The 23,115-nt window shown below is 61.7% G+C and carries 22 protein-coding genes and 1 riboswitch; of the genes, 9 read left to right on the top strand and 13 right to left on the bottom strand.

Features of this window, described 5'->3' with window-relative positions:
- Positions 1-35: 35 nt before the first annotated feature.
- The 3 genes from hisG to hisS are packed head-to-tail and all read right to left on the bottom strand — an operon-like array spanning position 36 to position 3,751.
- The gene (gene hisG / locus GR183_RS14770; protein ID WP_160776428.1) at positions 36-998 is read right to left on the bottom strand and encodes an ATP phosphoribosyltransferase; all 963 of its coding nucleotides are present in this window, start codon (positions 996-998) and stop codon (positions 36-38) included.
- A 7-nt stretch (positions 999-1,005) separates the two neighbouring features.
- Positions 1,006-2,115 carry an ATP phosphoribosyltransferase regulatory subunit gene (locus GR183_RS14765; protein ID WP_160776427.1) on the bottom strand — a complete coding sequence of 370 codons (1,110 nt, stop codon included), beginning with the start codon at positions 2,113-2,115 and terminating at the stop codon, positions 1,006-1,008.
- Position 2,116: 1 nt separating this feature from the next.
- Positions 2,117-3,751 carry a histidine--tRNA ligase gene (hisS, locus tag GR183_RS14760; RefSeq protein WP_160776426.1) on the bottom strand — a complete coding sequence of 545 codons (1,635 nt, stop codon included), beginning with the start codon at positions 3,749-3,751 and terminating at the stop codon, positions 2,117-2,119.
- 305 nt (positions 3,752-4,056) lie between these two features.
- Here hisS and GR183_RS14755 point away from each other — a divergent pair, with 305 nt between their 5' ends.
- The 4 genes from GR183_RS14755 (at position 4,057) to GR183_RS14740 (ending at position 8,510) form a co-directional block, all read left to right on the top strand.
- Positions 4,057-5,127: a glycosyltransferase gene (locus GR183_RS14755; protein ID WP_312846843.1), complete on the top strand. Its 1,071-nt coding sequence runs from the start codon at positions 4,057-4,059 to the stop codon at positions 5,125-5,127.
- A gap of 14 nt (positions 5,128-5,141) precedes the next feature.
- Positions 5,142-6,647, top strand: coding sequence for a glycosyltransferase family 39 protein (locus GR183_RS14750; RefSeq protein ID WP_160776424.1), 1,506 nt, complete (start codon positions 5,142-5,144; stop codon positions 6,645-6,647).
- A 73-nt stretch (positions 6,648-6,720) separates the two neighbouring features.
- On the top strand, positions 6,721-7,509 hold the full coding sequence (locus tag GR183_RS14745; protein WP_160776423.1) for a ChbG/HpnK family deacetylase: 789 nt from the start codon (positions 6,721-6,723) through the stop codon (positions 7,507-7,509).
- 311 nt (positions 7,510-7,820) lie between these two features.
- On the top strand, positions 7,821-8,510 hold the full coding sequence (locus tag GR183_RS14740; protein WP_160776422.1) for a Crp/Fnr family transcriptional regulator: 690 nt from the start codon (positions 7,821-7,823) through the stop codon (positions 8,508-8,510).
- Between the two features lie 68 nt (positions 8,511-8,578).
- On the opposite strand, the gene GR183_RS14735 is transcribed toward GR183_RS14740, so the two are convergent.
- Both GR183_RS14735 and GR183_RS14730 read right to left on the bottom strand, forming a co-directional pair.
- Positions 8,579-8,920, bottom strand: a complete 342-nt coding sequence (locus GR183_RS14735) for a hypothetical protein (protein WP_160776421.1) — start codon at positions 8,918-8,920, stop codon at positions 8,579-8,581.
- Between the two features lie 80 nt (positions 8,921-9,000).
- Positions 9,001-9,441, bottom strand: a complete 441-nt coding sequence (locus tag GR183_RS14730; RefSeq protein WP_160776420.1) for an Rrf2 family transcriptional regulator — start codon at positions 9,439-9,441, stop codon at positions 9,001-9,003.
- 97 nt (positions 9,442-9,538) lie between these two features.
- On the opposite strand from GR183_RS14730, the gene GR183_RS14725 reads away from it, so the two are divergent.
- The 3 genes from GR183_RS14725 to GR183_RS14715 all read left to right on the top strand — a co-directional run bounded on the left by GR183_RS14725 (position 9,539) and on the right by GR183_RS14715 (position 10,848).
- Positions 9,539-10,000 (top strand): group III truncated hemoglobin, encoded by a 462-nt coding sequence (locus tag GR183_RS14725; RefSeq protein WP_202396117.1) that lies wholly within the window; start codon positions 9,539-9,541, stop codon positions 9,998-10,000.
- Entirely contained in the window at positions 9,993-10,211 is a 219-nt protein-coding gene (locus tag GR183_RS14720) for a hypothetical protein (RefSeq protein WP_160776419.1), read from the top strand. The genes GR183_RS14725 and GR183_RS14720 overlap by 8 nt, the downstream gene beginning before the upstream one ends.
- 217 nt (positions 10,212-10,428) lie before the next feature.
- On the top strand, positions 10,429-10,848 hold the full coding sequence (locus GR183_RS14715; RefSeq protein ID WP_160776736.1) for an acyl-CoA thioesterase: 420 nt from the start codon (positions 10,429-10,431) through the stop codon (positions 10,846-10,848).
- A 354-nt stretch (positions 10,849-11,202) separates the two neighbouring features.
- Positions 11,203-11,309: riboswitch (SAM-I-IV-variant riboswitch) on the bottom strand.
- Positions 11,310-11,323: 14 nt separating this feature from the next.
- Here the strand turns inward: GR183_RS14715 and GR183_RS14710 are convergent.
- The 4 genes from GR183_RS14710 to groES all read right to left on the bottom strand — a co-directional run bounded on the left by GR183_RS14710 (position 11,324) and on the right by groES (position 15,324).
- Positions 11,324-12,637, bottom strand: coding sequence for an MFS transporter (locus GR183_RS14710; RefSeq protein ID WP_160776418.1), 1,314 nt, complete (start codon positions 12,635-12,637; stop codon positions 11,324-11,326).
- 159 nt (positions 12,638-12,796) lie between these two features.
- The gene (locus GR183_RS14705) at positions 12,797-13,009 is read right to left on the bottom strand and encodes a SlyX family protein (RefSeq protein ID WP_160776417.1); all 213 of its coding nucleotides are present in this window, start codon (positions 13,007-13,009) and stop codon (positions 12,797-12,799) included.
- 161 nt (positions 13,010-13,170) lie between these two features.
- Positions 13,171-14,808 (bottom strand): chaperonin GroEL, encoded by a 1,638-nt coding sequence (groL, locus tag GR183_RS14700; protein ID WP_160776416.1) that lies wholly within the window; start codon positions 14,806-14,808, stop codon positions 13,171-13,173.
- A gap of 228 nt (positions 14,809-15,036) precedes the next feature.
- Entirely contained in the window at positions 15,037-15,324 is a 288-nt protein-coding gene (groES, locus tag GR183_RS14695) for a co-chaperone GroES (RefSeq protein WP_160776735.1), read from the bottom strand.
- Positions 15,325-15,734: 410 nt separating this feature from the next.
- Between groES and GR183_RS14690 the strand changes: the two genes are divergently transcribed.
- On the top strand, positions 15,735-17,336 hold the full coding sequence (locus GR183_RS14690; protein WP_160776415.1) for a TadE/TadG family type IV pilus assembly protein: 1,602 nt from the start codon (positions 15,735-15,737) through the stop codon (positions 17,334-17,336).
- A gap of 24 nt (positions 17,337-17,360) precedes the next feature.
- On the opposite strand, the gene GR183_RS14685 is transcribed toward GR183_RS14690, so the two are convergent.
- The 3 genes from GR183_RS14685 to GR183_RS14675 form a co-directional block, all read right to left on the bottom strand.
- The gene (locus tag GR183_RS14685) at positions 17,361-17,939 is read right to left on the bottom strand and encodes a hypothetical protein (protein ID WP_160776414.1); all 579 of its coding nucleotides are present in this window, start codon (positions 17,937-17,939) and stop codon (positions 17,361-17,363) included.
- Between the two features lie 112 nt (positions 17,940-18,051).
- Positions 18,052-19,524, bottom strand: coding sequence for a sigma-54-dependent transcriptional regulator (locus tag GR183_RS14680; protein WP_160776413.1), 1,473 nt, complete (start codon positions 19,522-19,524; stop codon positions 18,052-18,054).
- A gap of 127 nt (positions 19,525-19,651) precedes the next feature.
- Positions 19,652-19,858 carry a heavy-metal-associated domain-containing protein gene (locus GR183_RS14675; RefSeq protein WP_160776412.1) on the bottom strand — a complete coding sequence of 69 codons (207 nt, stop codon included), beginning with the start codon at positions 19,856-19,858 and terminating at the stop codon, positions 19,652-19,654.
- 270 nt (positions 19,859-20,128) lie between these two features.
- Between GR183_RS14675 and GR183_RS14670 the strand changes: the two genes are divergently transcribed.
- Complete coding sequence (locus tag GR183_RS14670) at positions 20,129-21,595, top strand: EAL domain-containing protein (RefSeq protein ID WP_160776411.1); 1,467 nt, start codon at positions 20,129-20,131, stop codon at positions 21,593-21,595.
- Between the two features lie 138 nt (positions 21,596-21,733).
- Here GR183_RS14670 and GR183_RS14665 read toward each other — a convergent pair whose 3' ends face one another.
- Positions 21,734-23,110, bottom strand: coding sequence for a M16 family metallopeptidase (locus GR183_RS14665; RefSeq protein ID WP_160776410.1), 1,377 nt, complete (start codon positions 23,108-23,110; stop codon positions 21,734-21,736).
- Positions 23,111-23,115 lie beyond the last annotated feature (5 nt).

Genomic DNA, 23,115 nt, shown 5'->3' with positions numbered 1-23,115 from the left:
TCATTCCCTATGCGTTCCCGATGGACGATTGCTCGTCACGACACCTTTTCGTGCAGGGGATCGTAAAGGGGATTCTCCGTTTCGAACACATAGTCGAGTGTCACGACATTCACATGCGTGGCACCCAGCGCCTTCAGCATGGCGGCGCATGCCGGAACGTCGCGCGCCGGGCAATGCAGCACCAGCGGCGCACCTTCGTCGCCGAAGGGCGTCGTGCATCCGAACTCCATCGCGGCCTGTTTCGCTGCCGCTTTCGGATCGGGCAGAACGGCACGTATTTCCTTGGTTTTCCGGGCGATTTCCTCCGCCGCCACCTGATCCAGGATCGCACGCGCCGCCGCCAGCGCCCCGTCGCACCAGGTCGCCGTCAGCGACGCGACGAGGTGCGCCTGCGAGCGCAGCATGACCCCGTCGTCGGGTATCTTCAGGTTGTTGGCCTTCAGCGTCGAACCTGTCGAAGTGATGTCGACGATCATTTCCGCCGCACCTGCCGCAGGGGCGCCTTCGGTAGCACCCGCACTTTCCACGATCCGGTAGTCGGCGATGCCGCTTTTCGCGAAAAACGCCCGCGTCAGGTTCACGTATTTCGTGGCAACGCGAAGCCGTCTGCCGTGGCGGGCGCGGAAATCCGAGGCGACATCGGAAAGATCGGCCATCGTCGAGACGTCGATCCAGGCGGTTGGAAGGGCGATCACCACATCGGCGTGGCCGAAACCGAGAGCGGTCACCAGATGCGTCTTCTCGTATGGAGCGGAAATGTTCTCCTCGACGAGATCGATACCGGTGACACCCATGTGCACCGAGCCGTCGGCGATTTCCCGCGCGATTTCGGAGGCCGAAAGAAACGCGATCTCGACGTCGGGAAAGCCCTTCAGCGTGCCGCGATAGTTGCGGTCGCCGCCGGGCCGTTCGATCGTCAGGCCCGCACGGGCGAAAAAGGCGTGGGTGTTGTCCTGCAGCCGGCCCTTGGAGGGTATGGCGATGGTGAGTTTCGTCATGACGCCCTCAGATCCGATCGAGCCAGATGGAAAAACCGACCGCCGGGATGCTCATCGAAGCTCCCAGAAGCTCAAGCAGCCTGTCGTAGCGGCCTCCGCCGACGATCTGGCCCTTGTCCCGGTTCCTGGCGTCATGCACCTCGAACACGAAGCCGGTGTAATAGTCGAGCCTGCGGCCGAAATCGGCGGAAAAGCTGATGGGGACGGATGCGGCCTTCGTACCGTCCAGTGCCTCCAGTCGTGCTTCGAAGTTGCTTAAAGGGGCTGCGAGATCGATGCCCGTATCGGCTGAAAAAGCCTTCAGGCTCTCTATTGCCGCATCCGGCGCGCCGGAAATATCGAGAAACCGCTTGAGGGTACTTGCCGCTTCATCGGCAATTCCCTCGCGGCTTGAAAGGGCGGCCTGTTCCAGGAAACGCTCTGCGATTTCTCCTGCCGTGCGCCCGCCGACGGTGGCGATGCCCGCGATGGAGAGCAGATCCTCCACAATCGCCTGCGCGGCTTCCGGGTCGGAGCCTTCAAGCGCTGCCAGCACGCCCGTGCGCGCGCCATCCTCGCCGTCGCGCGCCTGACCTTCCATGCGCGATATCGCCTGATCGAGCTGATCACGCTCGCCGAAGAGGTCGCGCAGCCGCCGCTTCCAGACGGCGGGGAGGCCGAGACCGTCGATCACCGCTGTAAACAGCGCTTCGTCGCCGATCCTGACCGAAAGGTCGTCGGCCCCCATCTCGCCAAGGCCGTCGAGCGCGAGCGCCAGAACCTCGGCATCGGCGTTCGCGCGGTCCGTGCGGCCGATATCCTCCACGCCGGCTTGCAGAAACTCGCCGGTTCCGCCCGGGCGCTGGCGGAAAACCGGGCCGCCGTAGCAATAGCGTGCTGCCGTTTCCGCCTTGTTTTCCGCCACATGCGCGCGGCAGACGGGGATCGTGAAATCGGGACGCAAGCAAAGATCCCGTCCGTCCTGATCGGCGCTGAGGTAAAGCCGGCGGCGGATATCCTCGCCGGTGAGATCCAGGAAGACGTCGGCCGGCTGCAGGATCGGCGGGTCGATGCGCGTGTGTCCGCGCGTTTCGAACAGCGAAATCAGCTTGGCGAGACGGTCTTCCGCAGCACTCATGTCAGTTCCCCGCCTTTGCCCGGTCTTCGGCCTGTTCGGCAAGCATGGCCTTCACCCGCTCCACAAGCTCGGCCTCTTTCACGGTGACCTGCGCCGGGCGGCTTTCGCGCCAGGTAACGTTGTCGGTAATCTCGCCGGAAAGCCGCTTGCCCTCGATCAGGTCCTTGATCTGGATTTCGCCTGCCTCGCGCTCGTCCGAGCCCTGGATGATCGCCAGCGGACAGCCGCGCCGGTCGGCGTATTTGAGCTGGTTGCCGAATTTCTTCCAGTTGCCCTGATACATCTCCGCGCGGATGCCGTTTGGATAGTCGTCCGATCTATGATCGCGAAGCGCTTGCGCCATCTTCTGATATCGCCCGAGAGCTTCGGTGTCGCCGTCCATGACGGTGACGAGCACGGGCGGCACCACATCGTCGGTCCCCAGTTTGCCGAGGTTTTTCAAAGCTGTGGCAAGGCGCGAAACGCCGATCGAAAAGCCCGTCGCGGGAACGTCGCGCCCGGTGAAACGCTTGACGAGCCCGTCATAGCGCCCGCCGCCGCCGACGGAGCCGAACTGCACGACCTCGCCCTTCTCGTTCGTCACGTCGAACAGAAGCTCGGCCTCGTAAACAGGGCCGGTGTAATATTCGAGGCCGCGCACGACGGAGGGGTCGATTAGAATTCTGCGCGAGCCATAACCAGCGCTTTCTGCAAGGCTCGCAATTTGTAAAAGCTCATTTAGCCCTTCTTTTGCCAATGGGTTATCACGTACGGAATGTAGTAAAGTGAGGCACGTTGTCCTGTTGTCTGTGAAATATTCTTCGCCATCGATAGACCATGTCTTCATGTCGCCGAGATCGCGATCAGAACCACCCTTGCTGGTGGGTAAGCCGTGCGTTACTCCGGCGGTGAACTTCATCACCGTATCAACTTGTTCGTCATCGAGCCTTGCGCCTCTAGTGAAGTCACCTTTTCCTTCTTCTCCGCCATCCCAGCGCCCGTCGCCAAGCAGTAGGCGCACGCCTTCCGGCCCGAATTTGTCGAGCTTGTCGATAGCGCGCAGGACGGTCAGGCGACGCTCGGCGTTTTCCTCGCCGCCAAGGCCGATTGCCTCCATCACCCCATCCAGAACCTTGCGGTTGTTTACGCGGATCACGTAGGCGCCACGGGCGATGCCGAGCGCTTCCATCGTGTCGGCGGCCATCATGCAGATTTCCGCATCCGCCTGAACGCCGGCAGCGCCCACCGTGTCGGCGTCGAACTGCATGAACTGGCGGAAGCGGCCCGGCCCCGGCTTTTCGTTCCGGTAAACGTAACCGGCACGGTAGGTGCGGTAGGGTAGCTGGATTTCGTTTATGTTTTCAGCGACATGGCGGGCGAGCGGGGCCGTGAGGTCATAACGCAGGCTCATCCACTGCTCGTCGTCGTCCTGCACCGAAAAGACGCCGGCGTTCGGCCGGTCGGTGTCGGGCAGGAACTTGCCGAGGCAGTCGGTATATTCGAAAGCGGGCGTCTCTACGGGATCGAAGCCGTAACGCTCGAAAACCGTCCTGATTTTCGACAGCATTTCGTCGGTCGCGCGGATGTCCGCGGCGGAGCGGTCGGTAAAGCCGCGCGGCAGGCGGGCTTTCAGCTTGTTGTTCTTCACTTTTGCCATCGGCTTGAATGGTCCGTTCCGGCAGTAAACAGTTGTGGCGTATTTGCTGCGGGTTGTCCTAGACGAAACCTGTTGAACGGGCAAGGCGGCGAGAAGGCTTGCATTGGCGCGCTATCCGTCTATGTTCCGCGCGGAATTCTATCAGCCGCCACATTCCCGGGCATATCTTGCGGCAAAAGCGGTCTGAGACGCGGCAAGCTGGAAAACGGAAACCGATGCTGGTGAGTGCGAAAACTTCCGCCGGAGCGGACGAGCAGGCGGGCGAAGGCCCCCGCGTTGCCGACCCCCGCGTTGCCGATCTCAGCATCGTGCTGCCGACCTATAACGAACGCGAGAATATCTCCGAGCTGATCCGCCGGCTGGATACCACGCTTGGCGATATCGCCTGGGAAGTGATCGTCGTCGACGACAATTCGCCGGACGGCACGGCTGAGCTTGCGCGCGATATCGCGGCCCACGACCCGCGCGTGCGCGTGATCCGCCGCATTGGCCGGCGCGGGCTTTCGGGCGCTTGCGTCGAAGGGATGCTCGCCTCATCCGCCAAATTCGTCGCCGTGATGGATGCCGACCTGCAGCACGACGAAAGCCTGCTGCCGCGCATGTACAACCTGCTGAACAGCGATGAGGCCGATCTCGTCGCCGCCAGCCGCCACGCGCAAGGCGGCGATGTCGGCTCCGGTCTTTCGAAAATACGCGCCTGGGGTTCGGATTTCGCAAATTCGCTGGCCCGCGTCTTCTTGCACGTGCGCCTGTCCGACCCGATGAGCGGCTTTTTCATGATCCGCCGTGAGGAAGTCGAAAGGCTTGCGCCGAAATTGTCCGCACAAGGCTTCAAGATCCTTCTCGACCTTGTGGCAAGCGCCAAGGGGAGCTTACGCATCAAGGAACTTCCGTTCACCTTCCGCAAGCGTCTGCATGGCGAAAGCAAGCTCGATACGCTGGTTGCTTTCGACTATCTGGGCCTGCTCGTCGCCAAGCTTTTCGGCGATCTCGTTTCCGTGCGTTTCCTCATGTTCGGCATGGTGGGGGCGTCCGGCGTGCTGGTGCATCTGGCCGCGCTTAAACTGGTTCTGGACGGGCTCGGCGTGCCGTTCATCTCCGCCCAGACGATCGCGACATTCGTGGCGATGACATGGAATTTCTTCCTCAACAATCGCCTGACCTATCGCGATCGCAGGCTGCGCGGGCTTTCCGTCATTCGCGGACTGCTCACGTTCTACGCCGTCTGCAGCGTCGGCGTTCTCGCCAATGTTGGCGTCGCCAACCTGATCTTTGAAAATCAGGCGGTGTGGTTCGTCGCCGGTGCCGCCGGTGCCGCCATGGGCGCGGTGTGGAACTATGCCGCAAGCTCGGTGCTGACCTGGCGCAGGGTCTGAACGTGGGGGAAGGGGTGCGTGAGCCGCAGCCGGCTTTGCCGGTCTGGCTGAGGCCGGGGTTTCTCGTCCTCTTCGTGTTGGTGCTGACTGGCATTCGCCTTCTCGTTGCCGCCAACGCCGGTCTTGCCGAGGACGAGGCCTATTATCGCCTGTGGGGCTTGTCGCCCGCCTTCGGCTATTACGACCATCCGCCGATGATCGGCTGGTGGATCGCGGCAGGTCAGGCGCTCTTCGGCGATACCGCCTTCGCGATACGCGTGGTTTGCGTGCTTTCGGCGGCCATTGGATCGCTCTTTCTCTGGCGCACGGCCGATATCCTGTTCGGGCGGAAAGCCGCCGGCTGGTCGGTGCTTTTCTTCAATGCCACCATCCTGATCGGGGTCGGCAGCGTGATCGCCACGCCCGACGCGCCGTCCGTCTTCTTCTGGGGTTTGTCGCTCTGGGCACTCGCGGAGTTGGTTCGGTCCGAAAACGCGAACTGGTGGCTCGCGATCGGGTTTTTCGCCGGTTTCGGCCTTGTTGCGAAATATTCGGTCCTGTTTCTGGGCGCGGGCATCGTGCTCTGGCTTTTGTTGATGCCACAGGCGCGGCGCTGGCTGAAGAGCTGGCAACTATGGGCAGGCGGCATTCTGGCGCTCGCTGTTTTCGTTCCCGTGATCGTGTGGAACGCCGGTCATGAATGGGCGTCGTTTCACAAGCAGTTCGGCCGGGCGGTGCCCGAGGGCTGGACGCTGAAGTACCTTGGCGAGCTCGCCGGCGCGCTTGTAGGCTTGCTCAATCCGCTGATTGCCGTTCTCGCCGCTGCCGGCGCGGGCCGCGTCATCTCGCGCACCTGGGCTGGGGATCAAAAGGCCGGCCTCGTCCTGCTCACGACCCTGCCGTTCCTCGCCTATCTCGTCTTCCATGCCTTTCATGCGCGCGTTCAGGGCAATTGGCCAGCGCCGATCTTTCCGGCTTTCGTGATGATGGCAGCCCTTGTCGCCGCCGATCCGCCGTGCGCGGACGCCGGTTTCTGGCGCAGGTGGACCGCGACCGCAGTTCCGCTCGGTCTCGTGGTGTCGCTCCTCGTTCTCGTTCACGCCGTTCATCCGCTCACGGCTGCGTTCGGGCGCAAGGACCCGACGCAGCAGACGCGCGGTTGGGACGCGGTGGCGAACCAGCTTTCCGAAATCGCGGAGCGCGAAGGGGCCGGCTGGATCGCGACCGATCGGTATTACCTCAATGCCGAACTCGCTTTTTCGCTGCGGGGCGGATTGCCCGTCGTCCAGGTGAACGATCGTATCCGCTACGTCATGCAGGTGCCACAGCCGGTGAGCCTCGTGACGTCGCCGGCGCTCTTCGTCGCTCCGGCAAAGCGCGATCCGGGCCTTGAGCGACTGCTGCGGCGCTTTGCGCGGGCAGAGCAGGTCGCGACCGTCCCGCGCAGGGTCAAGGGCGTCACGCTCGAAAATATCGTGGTCTACCGCGTGGAAAGCCCCGATAAGGACCCGCGAGACCCGGTCTATCCGCTTCCGCTCTGATTTCGCGAAGAAATTCCGGGTCAGGCACCATTCCCGGATTGCGCTTCACAACACTTTCCCTAAAGTCTGCCCGATGAAGCGCATTACCCTGACCTCAGTTGAATACGGCCTCTCCTTCGGCGTCGACCGGGCGATCCGGGAACTGGCGGTGGCCGGGCATCTGACCGCCATCGGTTGTCTCACCGTATCCGACCTTTGGTCGCGCGAGTATCTGCCGCTTCGCGACGAACTGGACGATGCCGGCCACAAGACGCTCGTCGGCGTGACGGTTTCGATGACGAACGGCTGGGATCCGGTCTCCATGGAGGCTTTGCGCTATTTCGACAAGGGGTTTCCGAAAGTGCGCTGGTATGCGTGGCGAAGCCGCCTGCGCCTCCTGCCGGATGAGACGCTGTTTGCCGAGGTTTCGGGGCAGATCCAGCGTTTCGAGGACTATTTCCAGCGCTCGCCGGATTTCATTTTCGTTCAGGACGGCTTGTTGCGCTTTTCGCGTTTTGCCCGCATCGTCATGGATGTGGTGGAAGCGCGGAAGAACCGTCCGGCCATCGTCTCTCCCTTTGTCGAGGATCGCCCGGCACTCAGGTTTCGCAGGAAACTCGAAAAGCGCGGCCTGAAGGTGCTGCCGCGCGGGCGGGACCTTCCGTTTCCCGCCGGCCCGGAAGAGCTGGGCGAGCATGTCTGGAGCGGCTTCAACGGGCTTTACGATCAGGCGGTCGTGCTTTGCACGCCGGCGATTGCCGATGACCGGTTGCGCCGCTTGGAGCCGCCGGCGAAGATCAGGTCGCGCGAAGTCCAGAAAAGCTTCCTGGAAAGCGACCGCTTCGACGTATTGCTCATTGAGAAGGACATTTATCTTTTCTGACGCGCTAGTGCGCTTTCCACGAAAGCGGGATCGCTTTCGTGACCGGAATTCGCTCCAGATCCCTAGAAAAAAAGAAAGGCCCCGCGGGGACGAGGCCTTTCAGGAGGGGAGGTCAGGACACCGGGTGGTCTGGGAGGAACGGTGTCTATGCCTTTCAAGATAAGCGATGGTCTGGCCCTCACCAGTGACGAAGATCACAATAATGGCTTTGGCATCGGCGAATTCGCCTTAAGATGATGCCAGGTCGAGGTTTTAATCCCGATAGTTGAGGCGGGTGCGATGCCGGAAAACCGTCGCAAGGGGCAGGATCGATGGTCGAACTCAGGCAGTTTCTGGAAAACAGCTTTTCGCTCGAAGGGCTGTCGCATGACCTCGCGGAAAAACTTGCCAATCTCGCGCGTCCGCTCTCGGTGAAGGCGGGGGCGACGCTTTTCGAGGCGGGCGATCCCGGCAACGGCTGTTACGCCATTCTCGAGGGATCGCTGAAAGTATCGATGCTGAGCGTGGAAGGCGACGAACAGCTTCTCGCCGTCATGGGCCCGGGCGAGATCGTCGGCGAACTGGCGCTTCTTGACGGGCGCGCCCGTTCCGCGACGGTTTCGGCGCTCAAGCCCAGCCGGCTCGCGTTTATCGAAAAGCATGCCTTCGAACGGTTCGCCGACGAAAACCCGGCTGTCTACCGCCACATGCTGTCGATCGTCGGCAAGCGCCTGCGCCAGGCCAATGACGTTCTTGCGGCGCGCTCCTTCCTTCCGTTGCCTGGCCGGGTGGCGCAGACGCTCCTGCAACTGGCTGAAAGTTTCGGAAAGCCGCTTGAGGATGGCCGCGTGCTCATCCACTACAAGCTTTCGCAGGCCGATATCGCAAATATGGCGGGCGCCGCGCGTGAAAACGTCAGCCGTGTGCTCAATGACTGGAAGCGCGCGGGAACCATCAGCCGCATTTCGGGATATTACTGTCTGGAAAGGCCGGAGTTCCTGGAGCAGGCGGCAACGCTGTGACGCATGGGGCCGGAATCGAAAAAGCCCCCTTCGCGGGGGCTTTCCGAGAACCGTAATCAAGAAGGCTCTTAGTAGTATCGGCCGCAGCGCTTGACCGAGCGCCAGACGTGACGGCCGTGGTAGTTGGACCAGCGCTTCACCTTGTAGTAGCGGCAGTGCCCGCCGTAGTAGCCGTGGCCGTCCCAGCCCCAGCCGCCATAGTACCAGTTACGGTGACCGCGATGGCGCCTGTGATGGCGATGGCCGTGCCGGCCGCCGACCTTGATCACTTCCGCCGTCTCCGAGGCCGTGGCCTTGGCCGGGGCAAGAGGAACGCCGGCCGGGCTCATGGCCGAAGCGCTCAGGGACGAACCGGTGACACCGGCAATCAGTAGAGTTGCAAAAGCAATCCGTGTAATCGTCTTGTTCATCTTCTCTCTCCTTCAGTTGTCGGGGCGTTGTGCCCGAGAAAGAACTTAGGAGAGTTTTCGATTTCTATACGTGATCAGAGTCACGCTTTGACTTTTTCGCGATTTTGGGCGCGCGCGGCCTGTGTTCCTGCGAGAAGACTGGCCAAAGTGTGCTGGTTCAGGGAGTCCAGAAAGGCATCCGCCGCTTCCTTCATGGCCGGCTTCAGGGCGCAGCGCGGGAGATAGGCGCAGACCGTCGGGCCGGCCTTGAGACAGTCGACGACCGCCTGATCGGGTTCCATCTCGCGGACGACATCGCCGATCAGAATGTCTTCCGCCCGCTTGCCGAGGCGAATGCCGCCGCCGCGGCCCCGGCTCGTCTCGACGAGGCCGAGCCGGCCGAGCTTGGCAACGATCTTCATGACGTGCGAACGGGCGAGGCCGAGATGCTCGCTCACCATCTCCACTGTCTGCGGCGTGTCGCTTTGCCCAAGGTACATCAGAATTCGCAAGGAGAAATCGCTGGATTGATTGAGACGCATGGCAGGGTCCCGCAAAATATTCACCGTATGTATTGCTTTTAGCGGTAAAAGCTGGCAATTAAAAGATGCATAAGAAATGCATATTAAAGAGTGCCCCATGATCGACATTCGCCCTGCGCCGAAACGCGAACCCGCCCACCCGGCGATCGACGCCGAGGGTATCTCGCGCCTTGTCGACGCCTTCTACGCCCGCGTCAGGGCGGATGCGCGCCTCGGCCCGATATTCGAGGCAAGGCTCAAGGGGCGTTGGCCGGAACACCTTAAGAAGATGAAGCTCTTCTGGCACTCGGTGCTTCTGAAAAGCGGTGCCTACAAGGGCAAGCCGGTGGAAAGCCACAGGGCGCTTGAGAACGTTCTGCCGGAGGATTACCGGCAGTGGCTTGCCCTGTTTCGCCCGGTCGCGCGGGAAATTTTCGAGCCGGAAGCGGCTCGCGCGGTGATCGATGCGGCGGAGCGTATTGCCGAAAGCCTGTGGCTCGCGAGCTTTGGCACGCCCGGCGTCATGACGCCGGACTGGATGAAGACGTCTGGCAAGGAGAGGGAAATTCGCCATGCTTAAAGCAGTGGTTCTGATCGCGGAAGCGGGCGTCTTCGTATGGTTTGCGGCCTTCACTCTCATGCTGGCATCGATGGCCAGGGAATCCCTTACCATGCCAGAACCACGGCTCGATGCCGTGGGCAGATCCCTTATCGCGAACGCGAGGGCGGCACTTGCCACCGGCGTGGTGGTTCTTTGCGGCCTTGCCGTTTGGGAGTTCGGCCTCGTCTGAATTTCGCTCCAAAGGAGAATTCGACATGATGAAGTCCAGCCGCATCGCACAGATCCTGCCTGCGCTCCTCATCTGGGTGGCGGCGCCCATGCCGCTCTGGTTGTTGATCGTGATCTCCTTTCTTTTGCGGTGAAAAGTACGGGTGCTGCTTCGGCAAAGCCACTCCAAGCCTTTCGCGCTTGCGCGCATGCCGGTATCGTTTCGCCATGAGGCAAAGATGGAGGGCGGCGTGAGCGAGGCATTGGTCGAGGAAGAACAACCGCGTGGCGATCTGACGCTGCGCACGATGGCCATGCCCGCCGACACCAATGCCGCCGGCGACATCTTCGGCGGATGGGTGCTTTCGCAGATGGACCTTGCCGGCGGTATCGCGGCGGGCGAGAGGGCGCGCTGCCGGGTCGTCACCATTTCGGTCGATGCGATGAAGTTCATCCGCCCGGTGCATGTGGGCGATGTGCTTTGCGTCTACAGTGAGATCGGCGAAATCGGGCGTTCCTCCATGAAGATCCGCATCGAGGCCTGGGCCCGCCGGCACCGCTACGACGAGCGAGAGAAGGTGACCGAAGCGATCTTCACCTTCGTCGCGGTCGACGAGGAGGGCAGGCCTAAGCCCGTCGCCCCTGCCGAAACCGGGTAGAGGCCTCGCCATAACGTTTGAGAAGGTCTGCGAAGAGCCTTTCGTCCACAGCGCATCGGCATCCGCTTTCCCACAAGCCGAGAAGCGCGCGGATGCGTTCTTCCCTTTCCGTGGACGAAAGTCCCGGAAGGTGGAGCGGCAGACCGCCGAAAACCTTTATCGACAGCAAGTGATCGAGGACGAATCTTTCAAGTGCTTCTCCGGCTGAATTCCTCTTAGGAAGGGAAGCTTCCGGCGTATCGGTGACGCCTACTTCCGAAAAGGAATCGAACAATGTGTGGTCGAGTCTCGACATTAAAAAATCCTCCGTCGGTTTCCCGAGGAGGACTGGCGCAAGCTGGGCCATGTAGACCCGTTCGACCGCTTGGTTGCCGGAGTTCCGGCCACATCCCTTTGCGGAAACCACCTTGCCCGGCCGGGGCAGGTTGGCGAGGGCGCCAGCCCTTCTCCTGATGATGGCGCCCTGATGCCATACTCAATCCTCGGAGGCAAGCCTTCCGTCCCGCTTTTCATCCGCTGTTTCTGTTTCCATCTCGCTGAGAAGCTCCTCGCGCTCCTCCTCCGCGCGCGGGTCCATGGCGAGCGTTTCCGGCGTCGAGAAGCGCACGCCTGACGGCATGGAGATGAATTCTTCCTTGTTTTCGGGTGCCACGGCAGCGCGTTGCGTCATGCGCCAGATGGTGAAGCCGACGATCGCAAGATGGGCAAGCGAGGTGACGTTGAAGAGGCCGCCCGGCTTCGTGAGGCTCATGAGGAGTGCGGCGGACAGCGGGCCGACGATCGACCCGGCACCGAAAAGCATCAGCAGGCCACCGGATGTCTTGAGGAATTCTCCCGGCGGCGAATGGTCGTTCGCATGTGCCACGATCACCGGATACATGGAATAGATCATGCCGCCGAAAGCGGAGATGAGCGCGATGGTGGCGGCCGCCGACAGGGAACCCGCAAAGCTGAGCGCGGAGCCGATGATGCATGCGACGCCGGTGAGCCCGGTCAGCACGATGCGCCGGTCCATGCGGTCGGAAAGCATGCCGACGGGTATCTGCACCAATGCGCCAACCAGGAGCGCCAGCGACATCATCGTGGCGATTTCGGTGACGGAAAGCCCGATCTGGCGCCCATAGACGGCGCCGAGCGTGCCGAACGCGCTGTTGGACATGCCGGCAAGAAAAACGCTGACGACGGCCACCGGGGAGTTGCGCCACAATGCACGCGGGTCGAGGCGCGCCTGGGCGAGCGGGACCGGGGCTGCCGCCGTGGAAAGGGCGGTTGGCAGCAAAGCCATGGAATAGATGATCGAGCCGATGACGAAGAACAAGAACCCCGCGGGGTCGCCGAGGGTCAGAAGCATCTGCCCGGCCGTCGTGGCGCCGAGGTTGATCATCGTGTAGAGGCCGAATACGCGGCCGCGGGTTTCGGGCGTGGCGCGTTCGCTGAGCCAGCTTTCCACCACCATCGCGGCGCCTGCGAAACAGAAGCCGGAAATCGAGCGCAAGGGAATCCACACCAGGGGATCGACGATCAGAAGGTTCAAGAGAACGGCGATCGCGGCCAGCGAGCAATAAACGCCGAAGGTCCGGATGTGGCCGACGCGGCTGACGATCGTCGGGGTCAGCACGCACCCGGCGATATAGCCCATTGCCCACCCCGTCCCGAGCAGGCCGAGAGATGTATCGGAAAAACCTTCGATGGAACCGCGCAAGGGAAGCAGCAGGCCCTGCAACCCCCCGGCAAGCAGCAGAAGGGCTGAGCCGAGGAGGAGGGCGGCGATCGGCAATAAATGGGTCATGCGGTCGATGAATTCTATTTGGCCGGACGGCGATGATGCGCATCATTTCGTTTCGCGACCATAGCCGGAAATCCTGTGGGGATTAAGAGGCGGCCGGCGCATATGCACCGTTGACGCCGGGTTGAGCCGGATATTGGTTTCGCCAGATCGGCATTCGCCTCAGTAATGCGGCGGCTTGCCGATCACGTGACCCGGTTCGACCAAATCGCCGATGTCATCCAGTTTTTCCGTCAACTCCTGCACCTTGCGCGTCAAACGATCGATCAGGTCCGCTTGCGCGGTCACGACTTCATTCAGTTCGTCGACCGTTCGCGCATTGTGGGCCAGTTGCGCTTCCAGGTCGGTCAGGCGGGTTTCCAGGTCTGCGGACATTTTCGTCATCCAGGATCGGGCGAATGAAACGAGAAAAGGCGGCCCGAGGCCGCCTTTTCGAGAGTATCGCTTTTTGGGCTGATTAGAAGCCCATGCCGCCCAGCGAAGTCGGCTGTTGCCGCACTTCGCCACTTTTGATGATGGGCGGCTTTATAGGCTTCTTAGAAGCCCATGCCGCCCATTCCGGGATCCGGCATTGCCGGGGCCGCGGATTCCTTCTTCGGAAGCTCGGCGACCATGGCCTCGGTGGTGATCAGGAGGCCGGCGATGGAAGCCGCGTCCTGAACCGCCGTGCGCACGACCTTGGTCGGGTCGATGATGCCGGCCTCGACGAGGTTGACGAACTCTTCCGTCTGGGCGTTGAAGCCGAAGGAAGCGTCATCGTTTTCCTGCACCTTGCCGACGACGATCGAGCCTTCGACACCGGCGTTTTCCGCGATCTGGCGGATCGGAGCCTCAAGCGCGCGGAGCACGATCTTGATGCCGGCCGCGATATCGGAGTTGGCGGAGGAGAGGCCTTCTGCAGCCTTCTTCGCGCGAAGAAGAGCCGTACCGCCACCGGGAACGATGCCTTCCTCGACAGCCGCGCGCGTTGCGTTCAGCGCATCGTCCACGCGGTCCTTCTTTTCCTTCACCTCGACCTCGGTCGCACCGCCGACGCGGATCACCGCGACACCACCGGCGAGCTTGGCAAGACGCTCCTGCAGCTTCTCGCGGTCGTAGTCGGAGGTGGTTTCCTCGATCTGAGCCTTGATCTGGGAAACGCGCGCCTCGATCGCTTCCTTGGCGCCCGCACCATCGACGATGGTGGTTTCTTCCTTGGTGATGTTGACCTTCTCGGCGGTGCCGAGCATGTCGAGCGTCACGTTCTCAAGCTTGATGCCAAGGTCTTCGGAAATGACGGTGCCGCCCGTGAGCACGGCGATGTCTTCCAGCATGGCCTTGCGGCGGTCGCCGAAGCCAGGAGCCTTGACGGCGGCGATCTTCAGGCCGCCGCGCAGCTTGTTGACCACGAGGGTGGCAAGCGCTTCGCCTTCCACGTCCTCGGCGATGATGAGGAGCGGACGGCTGCTCTGCACGACCGACTCAAGAACCGGCAGCATGGCCTGCAGGTTGGAAAGCTTCTTCTCGTGGAGAAGGATGTAGGGCTTCTCGAGATCCGCCACCATCTTTTCGGCGTTGGTGACGAAGTAGGGCGACAGGTAGCCGCGGTCGAACTGCATGCCCTCGACGACCTCGAGCTCGGTCTCGAGCGACTTGGCTTCCTCGACGGTGATGACACCCTCGTTGCCGACCTTCTGCATGGCTTCGGCGATCATCTCGCCGATTTCCTTTTCGCCGTTGGCGGAAATCGTGCCGACCTGAGCCACTTCCTCAGACGTGTTGATGGTCTTGGAGCGGCCTTCCAGATCCTTCACGACGGCCTGCACAGCGAGGTCGATGCCGCGCTTCAGGTCCATCGGGTTCATGCCGGCGGCAACAGCCTTGGTGCCTTCCTTCACGATCGACTGGGCAAGCACGGTCGCGGTCGTGGTGCCGTCGCCGGCGACGTCGTTCGTCTTGGAGGCGACTTCGCGCACCATCTGCGCGCCCATGTTCTCGAACTTGTCCTCAAGCTCGATTTCCTTGGCCACCGAAACGCCGTCCTTGGTGATGCGCGGTGCGCCGAAGGCCTTGTCGATAACGACGTTGCGGCCTTTCGGGCCGAGCGTGACTTTCACGGCATCGGCGAGGATGTCGACGCCGCGCAGCATGCGGTCGCGCGCGTCGGTCGAAAACTTAACTTCCTTGGCTGCCATCTTACAGGTCTCCTGATTTGTCTCTTTCGCGCTTTTGTTCGGCTCTCTTTCGGGCCAATCGGGTCAGAAACCAGACGGCAGCGATTCCGGCTGCCAGAAGCAGCAGGAAGTGCCAGGGTTCCGTGACGATCGGCGAACCGGGAGAGCCGGGCATGGCAAGCGCTCTAAGATCATTGGCCGGAGCATATCCTCGTTATTCGGATCGTATCGATCCGAACGGAATATGCCTTAGCCGACGATGCCCATGATGTCGGCTTCCTTCATGATCAGAAGGTCTTCGCCGTCGATCTTGACTTCGGTGCCGGACCACTTGCCGAACAACACCCGGTCGCCGGACTTCACGTCGAGCGCGACAAGTTCACCCTTGTCGTTGCGGGCACCGGGGCCCGCGGCGACGATTTCGCCTTCCTGCGGCTTTTCCTTGGCGGTGTCGGGAATGATGATACCGCCGGCCGTCTTCTCCTCGGATTCGACGCGGCGGACGACAACGCGGTCGTGCAACGGACGAAACTTCATGACTAGCCCTTCCTTCGACACACGTGCGCCTGGCGGCGGCACGATGGTGGAATTTTCGTTCTTGGTGATACGCAGTTCGATCTGCACGGCGTTAGCACTCGGCGAGGGTGAGTGCCAACGATGGGCCGGATTTAGGATGCGTGGCATCGCGTGTCAATGCCGCAGCGACGGAAAGATGTCCTCGACCGCGCGCCCGGACCGGGAGCGGCAAGCGTGTCTCGGTATATTGAGAGACGTTCCGGACTGCAAGGCGACCGGTCAAAGGCGCCGGGGTACCGTTAATGGACTTGCATCATTCGGTCGGCGAAATGTTCAAAGGTTATTATCCAATACATCCATTTTCATGAAATTAAACCGATTGGAAACCTGCCCTCCCTAGTGTCCATGCGGAATTAGGGGGCCATTCAATTATGTTTTCGAAGCTGGCGAACGACCGCCGCGGCAGCGTGGCGATCATTTTCGGCCTGACGGCCATTGTCATTTTGATGGCGGCGGGTTTTGCCATCGACATGGTTCGCGCGGTGCAGACCAAGGCGAAGGTTCAGGGCGCCGTCGATTCCGCGGCGCTTGCCGCGAATTACGACGCGAACAGCAAGTCCGACGCGGAGATCATCGCCTCGACGAAAAAGTACCTGGAGAGCATTGTCGATCTGCCGGACGGCTACGAGATGACATCGGATGTCACCCTCGCCGACGGGAAGGTGATCGTCCACGCCAACGTCAATCTACCCACATATTTCGCCAAGTTTGCCGGTATCAATCATCTGGATATCGGCATCGAGAGCGAAACCGTCGTCGGCAAGACGTCTTTCGACGTCGTGATGGTGCTCGACAATTCCGGCTCGATGCACGGCAGCAAGCTGCACACGCTCAAGACGGCGGCGGAGGACCTCAGCGAAAGGCTTTTCGAAATCAACGAGAAAAGCGACAAGCCTGATCGTGTGAAGATCGGCCTCGTGCCATTTACCGCATGGGTGAACGTCGGCGCCGACAAGCGCTCGGCCTCCTGGCTCGACCGGGAGGGGCGATCGCCGATACACTGGAACGGTTTCGCGACGCGCAGCGACGGGACGCCGGATCCTGCGGAATTCGATTCAAGGCACTTCTATAACGGGCGCCCGAGCCGCCTGACCTTGTTCGATCAGCTCAAACATACCGACTGGCTGGGCTGCGTGATGGCGCGCCCGGTGCCTTATGATGTCACGGACACGCCGGCGTCGGCTTCCGTTCCTGCCACGCTCTACGTTCCGGAATTCGCCCCCGACGAGCCGGACGACAATTGGCGTTTCCAATACAGGCACTATGACAACACCTGGACCAACGACGAGCACGGCGCGTGCCGCGACGGTCCGGACCCGACCGATGCGGTCGATGCCCAGGAACGGCTGTGCAAATATCTCGATCAGCCCAAGGCCTACGGCAATACCTATACCAAGGGGCCGAACTACAATTGCAAGAGCGAGCCCGTCACAGCGCTGACGACGTCGAAGCGCGAGGTCAGCAACGCGATCCGCGACATGAAGGCGAACGGCAATACGAACATCCACCAGGGGATCGTCTGGGGTTGGCGCGTGCTCTCGCCGCAGGAGCCCTTTACGGGTGGGCGCGAGATTCCGGATGAAAACAGCGATGAGGAACACAAGCGCTTCATGATCGTCATGACGGATGGCGCGAACACCTATGGTTCCGCGAATGGAACGCACAACAACACCCGGTATGAAGCCTATGGCTTCGGCACCGAGGAGCGCCTTGGGGAAGGCGTCGATCAATATTGGGAAATCGCCGAAGAGATGGACGATCGCACGCTAAAAGCCTGCGAGAACGCCAAGAAAGACGGTGAAATCGACATCTTCACCGTCGCGTTTCAGATTACCGATCAGAATACCAAGAATATGATGCGGCGCTGCGCGACCCGTTCGGATATGGCCTTCAGCGCCGATTCAAACAGCGATCTTATCCGTGTGTTCGAGCGTATCGCCGAGGAGATCACCAAGCTGCGGCTGAGCCGCTGATGCGCTTTGGGAAGGGCGGCCGCATTATTGCGCCGCCGGCTCCGCCTCGATCGTGAAAGGCAGGCGGATTTCGCCGCTCTTGTCGGAGTTGGTGTCCCGAAAGCGGGTCACCAGAATGTAGTCGCCGTCGGTCAGGCCTTCGAAACGAAAGCTCAGGCTCGTCTGGAATTCGCGCAAGGGATTACGCGCTTCGGCCGTCACCCTCGCGAAATCCGCCTGCTCGGCCAGCACCTGGCCGGTGTTGTTCAGGATCTCGAAATCGACGGCAAGCTCGACCTCGTAAACGCCGTCCGTCTCGCGGTAACCGTAGCCGACCGGTTCGGCATAGACGTTGATCGCATCGCCCGGCCCGAAGGTCGCGCCCTCGCGCGGCTCGAACGCCCCGTAGCCTGCCGCCGGTTCCTTGACGAAGCGGGCGTCGGTAAAGCCCATCGGAGAGGCGGCCCACGCCACGTCCAGTTCGTTCATCGATGCGGTAAGCTCGCTTGAGGGCGCATCGACTGAAGCCTGCGCACGCGCAACGGGATTGACCACGCAGATCAACGTCGCCGCTCCCGCTCCCACGGCGATTGTGCGCCACCAGGATTGGCTTTTGATTGTCATTTTTAACGCCCCGCAGACCGCATAGTGTTTTCAGTTGGTTATGCGGCGCACCATATAGACCGGTAGCGGTAAAACCACAACATCGATGATGCGTTGCAGTAAACGGCGTTGCTCAGCTTGCGAGCCGTTCGCTCCAGGATTGTTTCTTGCGGTAAATCGTCGACGGGCTGATTTCCAGCGCCGCGGCGGCCTGGGAGATGTTGCCGTCGAAAGCGTCGAGCGCCTGTTCGATGATGCGCCGTTCCTGCGCCCAAAGCGGCTCGATCGGCGCACCCGGGTGTATGAAATGCCGCTCGACGGAATTTCGGGAAGATGGTGCGCGTAACCCTTCGTTCGGGATGCCGTCGGTAACGAGATAGCCGGGCAGCATGCCCAGGCGCACGGTGACGCCGTCGTTCAGCACCACGATCTGGCGAATGGCGTTTTCCAGCTGGCGGACGTTGCCGGGCCATGGATAGGCGACAAGCCGCTCTTCCACTGCGGGCTCGAAGCGCGCGAAGGTGCGTTTTTCCTCCTCGCAAGCCAGGCGAAGAAAATTCGTGGCGAGCGTGAGTATGTCCCGCCGGCGTTCGCGTAATGGCGGCAGATGAACCGGCAGCACGTGCAGACGGTAGAAGAGGTCTTCGCGGAAGCGGCCTTCGGAAACTTCCTTGTGGGGGTCGCGGTTCGTCGCGCAGACGATGCGCACGTTCACGGTGCGGCCACGTGTTTCGCCGACGCGCTGGACGTCCCCGGTTTGGATGAAACGCAGCAGCTTGGACTGCAGGGCGAGGCTCATCTCGCCGATCTCGTCGAGGAAGAGCGTTCCCCCGTCGGCAAGTTCCGCCGCACCGGCACGGGCGTCATTGGCGCCGGTGAAGGCGCCGCGCACGTGACCGAAGATTTCGCTTTCCATCAATTCGGCGGGTATCGCGGCGCAATTGATCGCGATGAAGGGTTTCGCCGAGCGTGACGACAGGTTGTGAACGGCGCGCGCGCAAAGCTCCTTGCCGGTTCCCGATTCCCCCGTGATGAACACGGGCGCATGCGAGGGCGCGATCCGCTCGATCTGGTCGTAGATTGCCCGCATGCGATCGGACGTTCCAACGAATCCTTCGAATTCGGGCTGCGTATTCCCGATGCCGCCATTCGCTTCCGCCGGCTCGGAACCTGCCGCGCTGCGTGCGTCGGCCGGCCGTTGTGCGGGCGCAGGCACGGTCCGGCAAAGGAGCATGTCGATCCTGCCGGCAAGGCCTTGCGGATCGAAAGGCGGCGTCACGAAGTCATGCGCTCCGGCTTCCAGCACGGTCAGCATGCGCGTGAGCGAGCCTTCCTTGCCTACCGCGATCATGACCGAATGCGGGCACTGGGAGGCAAGCCGTCCAAGCTGCTCTTCGCTGTCGAGGCCGCTCACGTCGACGAAAAACACATCCGGCCGCGTATCTCCGCATGCCGCGAAGAAGCGCCTGCGGTCGTCGAACGCGACGGGTTCGGCGCACGGGCGTTTCATCGCGTCCGTCACCGCGCGGCAAAGCCCGGTCGCCGCGCCGTCAAAGTCAAGGACCGCCACGTTTATGGTCCGATCCGCGCCATGGATAGCCTCCATGCCCGCGATTCCCCCTTTTTCCCGCACGGCCCATGCGGGCCGTACTGATTTGATGTTCAACCTCTATTTGCTTCCAGCATGGTAAACAAAGTGTTGATATCGAGGGGAGGTGCGGCGTTTCGCGCCCTCAGGGACGGCTTTCGACGTCGTAGCCGGCATCCTCGATTGCCGTAACGAATTCAGCGGCATCTCTATCGGTGGTCAGGGAAACCGCTCCGGTTGCAAGGTCGACGGAAACGCCGGCCTGCGGGTCTACCCCGGCAACCGCCTTTTCAACCGAGCGTATGCATTTTTCGCAGCTCATCCCGTCCACATTGAAGGTGATCGATTTCATGAGGCCATGCTCCCGTTACAAATGTGCTAGGCTTCTGCGTAAGGCCTCCCGTTGCTGGAAGGTCAAGGGGCTGTTAGCGGGGCGATCACCAAATTGTGCTGGCGAATCAACGACCAAACCGGCCCAAGTATGGGTGCGGGCGTTAACAGTCTGGTGATGCATGGGACGAATCACCGTAATCATACGATGACCGCAGGTCATGGACCCACAATTCCGAAGGTATTCCGTGACCTAAGCCATTCTGGATTCAGCCGAGGCCACTGAAAATATATGGCGCGCGTACCGAACAGTTTCGTATTCGTTTGCATGGCGATCATTGCCGTGTCCGGTGGAGCCGTGCTCGTGGTTCAATTCGGGCGGCCGCTGGTCGAGGCGCTTTCGCTTTCCGCTACCATCCTTTGCACCATGGCGGTGGTGCATCTGGTTTTCGCCCGCGCCCGCGAGCGCGGCGAGACGGGTGAGGCCGTGGAACGCCTTGAAGAGCGGATGCAGGAAATCGACGAGGACGTCGGCAACCTCGAGGGAAGGCTGACGGGGGTTGAAAGCACCATCCCGCGCCGAACCCGCGAGGAGATCGATCCGCTATTCGCCGAGGTCGAAGTACTGGGTGCCCTTGTGAAGCAGATGGCGGAAGCCATGGCGGACATGGAAACCCGCATAGAGGATCAGGACCGGCGCATCTCCCTGCCGAGTGAGCCGGAAGTCGCGCGCGTCGCCCATTTCGCCGAACCGCCGCGAGAAATCGGATACCACGGTGCGTCGGGCAACGAGGTGCCGGGCGAACGGCAGCGCCGGGTTGGCGAGCCGGCCCCGCGGCAGCACGGGTTCGCCCATGAGCAGGGGGTGCAGGGCGGCTATTCCGCGCGCGAGGATCATCGCGGATCCCGGCAGGACGGTTTTCCTCCCCAGCCGGATGAGCATTATCGGACGCCGCGCGGGCGGGCCCAGCCCGATCCGGCGATGCGCCAGACGATCCGAGACGCGCTGGAAGCCAATCGGGTCGATCTCTACCTGCAGCCGATCGTCATTTTGCCGCAACGCCGCGTGAAGTATTACGAAGCCTTGAGCCGTATTCGCGACGAGGACGACACGGTGATCACGCCGGCCGAGTTCCTGCCGGAAGCGGCGAGGGCCGGGCTGATGCCCCGGATAGACAACCTCGTGCTGTTTCGCGCCATCCAGATTCTCAGGCGCCTTTCGAGCCGCAATCGCGAGGCGGGGCTTTTCGTCAACATCTCGGCGGCGACGCTGGTCGACGAGACTTTCTTCCCCGGTTTTCTGGAGTTCGTTCGCAGCCAGAAAGGCTTTGCGGACATGCTGATCTTCGAGTTTACCCAGGCCGATGTCGCCGAAATGGGAATTCTCGAAATGGAAAGCCTTGCAGCATTGGCGGACCTCGGCTTCCGCTTCTCGATGGACCATATTACCGATTTGAAGATGGATTTCCGCGATCTGGCCGACCGGGGCTTCCGGTTTGCCAAATACAATGCGGATCGCATGCTCGGCCATGCCGGCCTCGGGCAGGGCGATATTCACCCGGCCGATTTCGGCGATCTCCTCCAGCGCTTCGGTATCGAGCTTATTGTCGATCACGTGGAGGCGGAGGCTCAGGTGCTCGATCTTCTCGACTATCACGTGCGGATCGGGCAAGGCCTGCTCTTCTCGCCGCCGCGTCCGGTACGGCCCGAAGTCCTGCAGTCGAACGCAAATCGCGTGACGAGGCGCGCCGCCGAATAAAGGGCAGGCGCCGGCCCTCCTGCTTGGCGGGGGCATTCAAGGCATTAGGACCAGGATATAAGAAAATGCCGCGCAATGATTTTTGCGCGGCATTTTGTTTTTGCGTTGTCGAGGAAGCCGCAGACAGGGGCCTTCCGCTTACGCCCCGTTCGGCCCGACGGTGATGATGGTCGGCGTCTTGCCGGCAAGCAAGCGTCTGGCGACCGCCTTTACCTGGTCGAGAGTGACCTCCTCAATCATCTGGTTGCGGTTCTTGATGTAGTCGATCCCGAGGTCCTCGATCTGAATGCCAACCAGCTGGTTGGCGATCTTGGAAGAAGAATCGAAGCGAAGCGCATAGGAGCCGGTGAGATAGTCCTTCGCCTTCTGCAGTTCGTCGGGCGTCGGGCCTTCGTCCGCCATGCGCCTGAACTGCTCCTCGATGATCGACAGCGTTTCTGCGGCTTTTTCGGCGCGTGTGCCGGTGGCGGCCATCAGCATCCCCGAGTGATCGCGGGAGATGAGGTAGGAACCAACCGAATAGGCAAGGCCGCGCTTCTCGCGAACTTCGTCGTAAAGCCAGGAAGAGAAGGTTCCGCCGCCGAGAATGTGGTTCATGATGAAGGCGGGGATAAAGTCCGGGTCGCTGCGCTTCAGCCCCGGCAGCCCGACGCGGATTGAGGTTTGCGGGACGTTGAGTTCCACGGTTTCCGTCATGCCGGTTTTCGGCTGTACGTCCGGAATTTCCTTGAGGTCGGCTTTCTCCGGCAGGCTTGCGAACACGTGGTCGAGCAGCGGCTTCAGCGTTTCTGCATCGATCGCGCCCACCACGGCGATCTTCAGGTTGTCGCGGGCGAACATCCGCTGCTGCAGGGCACGCAGGTCTTCAGGCGTCAGCTTGGCGACCGTTTCCTCGGTTCCATCCGAAGGCTTGCCGTACGGGTGATCCGGATACACCGTTTGCGACCAGACACGCCCGGCAATCGCGTCCGGGTCGTTCTTTTCGCGGCGGATGTTCGCAATCAGCTGCGTCTTCATCCTTTCCACGGCTTCCGTATCGAAGCGAGGCTCTGAAACGGCAAGGCGCAGCATCTCGAACGCATCGTCGGCGTTCAGCGAGATGGTACGCATGGAACCGTAGAAATCGTCGCGACCGTCTTCGAACGAAAGCCGCATGACAAGGTCTTCCAACCGTCCCTGGAACGCGCGCGCATTCAGGTCTCCCGCACCTTCGTCCAGCGTTGCCGAAAGCAGGTTGCTCAAGCCTTCCTTGCCGTCCGGGTTTTGGGAGGAACCGCCCTTGAACGCGAATTCGACCGCGATCAGGGGAACGGTGTGATCCTCCACCAGCCAGGCGGTGATCCCGGCGTCGGTGGTAATTTCCTGGATCTCCGTCGCCTGGGCGAGGCCTGGCCAGAGGCCGGCAAGCGCAAGGCCGGCAAGACCGGCAACGGCACTTTTGAAGGGGTGCTTCCCGCTGGATCGGCGTTGGCCGGAACCGGGCCTTTCAGTCTCGAAACGGGCAAGAAAATTCATGACAA

It is taken from the genome of Stappia sediminis (assembly GCF_009826895.1).
GTDB lineage: Bacteria > Pseudomonadota > Alphaproteobacteria > Rhizobiales > Stappiaceae > Hongsoonwoonella > Hongsoonwoonella sediminis.
This window is presented reverse-complemented; position numbering and strand designations above follow the sequence as displayed.

Coding starts and splice junctions, on each gene's coding strand:
- GR183_RS14740 (WP_160776422.1), top strand. CDS start 7,821: ATGGTCGAACTCAGGCAGTTTCTGGAAAACAGCTTTTCGCTCGAAGGG.
- GR183_RS14705 (WP_160776417.1), bottom strand. CDS start 13,009: ATGTCCGCAGACCTGGAAACCCGCCTGACCGACCTGGAAGCGCAACTG.
- hisS (WP_160776426.1), bottom strand. CDS start 3,751: ATGGCAAAAGTGAAGAACAACAAGCTGAAAGCCCGCCTGCCGCGCGGC.
- GR183_RS14765 (WP_160776427.1), bottom strand. CDS start 2,115: ATGAGTGCTGCGGAAGACCGTCTCGCCAAGCTGATTTCGCTGTTCGAA.
- GR183_RS14720 (WP_160776419.1), top strand. CDS start 9,993: ATGCTTAAAGCAGTGGTTCTGATCGCGGAAGCGGGCGTCTTCGTATGG.
- GR183_RS14710 (WP_160776418.1), bottom strand. CDS start 12,637: ATGACCCATTTATTGCCGATCGCCGCCCTCCTCCTCGGCTCAGCCCTT.
- hisG (WP_160776428.1), bottom strand. CDS start 998: ATGACGAAACTCACCATCGCCATACCCTCCAAGGGCCGGCTGCAGGAC.
- GR183_RS14675 (WP_160776412.1), bottom strand. CDS start 19,858: ATGAAATCGATCACCTTCAATGTGGACGGGATGAGCTGCGAAAAATGC.
- GR183_RS14745 (WP_160776423.1), top strand. CDS start 6,721: ATGAAGCGCATTACCCTGACCTCAGTTGAATACGGCCTCTCCTTCGGC.
- GR183_RS14690 (WP_160776415.1), top strand. CDS start 15,735: ATGTTTTCGAAGCTGGCGAACGACCGCCGCGGCAGCGTGGCGATCATT.
- GR183_RS14685 (WP_160776414.1), bottom strand. CDS start 17,939: ATGACAATCAAAAGCCAATCCTGGTGGCGCACAATCGCCGTGGGAGCG.
- GR183_RS14730 (WP_160776420.1), bottom strand. CDS start 9,441: ATGCGTCTCAATCAATCCAGCGATTTCTCCTTGCGAATTCTGATGTAC.
- GR183_RS14715 (WP_160776736.1), top strand. CDS start 10,429: ATGGAGGGCGGCGTGAGCGAGGCATTGGTCGAGGAAGAACAACCGCGT.
- GR183_RS14680 (WP_160776413.1), bottom strand. CDS start 19,524: ATGGAGGCTATCCATGGCGCGGATCGGACCATAAACGTGGCGGTCCTT.
- GR183_RS14665 (WP_160776410.1), bottom strand. CDS start 23,110: ATGAATTTTCTTGCCCGTTTCGAGACTGAAAGGCCCGGTTCCGGCCAA.
- GR183_RS14735 (WP_160776421.1), bottom strand. CDS start 8,920: ATGAACAAGACGATTACACGGATTGCTTTTGCAACTCTACTGATTGCC.
- GR183_RS14670 (WP_160776411.1), top strand. CDS start 20,129: ATGGCGCGCGTACCGAACAGTTTCGTATTCGTTTGCATGGCGATCATT.
- groL (WP_160776416.1), bottom strand. CDS start 14,808: ATGGCAGCCAAGGAAGTTAAGTTTTCGACCGACGCGCGCGACCGCATG.
- GR183_RS14725 (WP_202396117.1), top strand. CDS start 9,539: ATGATCGACATTCGCCCTGCGCCGAAACGCGAACCCGCCCACCCGGCG.
- groES (WP_160776735.1), bottom strand. CDS start 15,324: ATGAAGTTTCGTCCGTTGCACGACCGCGTTGTCGTCCGCCGCGTCGAA.